Source organism: Streptomyces sp. AC558_RSS880, from assembly GCF_019049255.1.
Classification (GTDB): Bacteria; Actinomycetota; Actinomycetes; order Streptomycetales; family Streptomycetaceae; genus Streptomyces.
In genome coordinates this window covers 1-203 of record NZ_JAGMUJ010000219.1, presented here as the reverse complement: position 1 = coordinate 203, position 203 = coordinate 1, and the positions used below count along the sequence as shown (strand labels likewise).

1 protein-coding gene is annotated in these 203 nt (G+C 73.4%); it reads right to left on the bottom strand.

Features of this window, described 5'->3' with window-relative positions; genetic code table 11:
* Positions 1 to 198: hypothetical protein (locus KUM38_RS41405; protein ID WP_217137307.1), on the bottom strand; the 198-nt coding region annotated here is incomplete at its 3' end.
* Between the last annotated feature and the right edge of the window lie 5 nt (positions 199 to 203).

The following is a 203-nucleotide window of genomic DNA, read 5'->3' as shown; positions in this document are numbered from 1 at the left end:
ATCGCGCAGCACATGGCGGACGGTGACGTCCGCGTGCGACTTGGCGAACAGCGACACCATGCCGGGCTGCCACCGGTACAGCACGCCCTCGACCGCCGTGTCCCTGGCGGTCGAGGCGAGCAGCAGCGGCACATGGGGGCGCAGCGCGGCGACGGCCTGCGCGACGAAGGCGGCCGACACGGCGGCGAGGACGAGCAACTGGG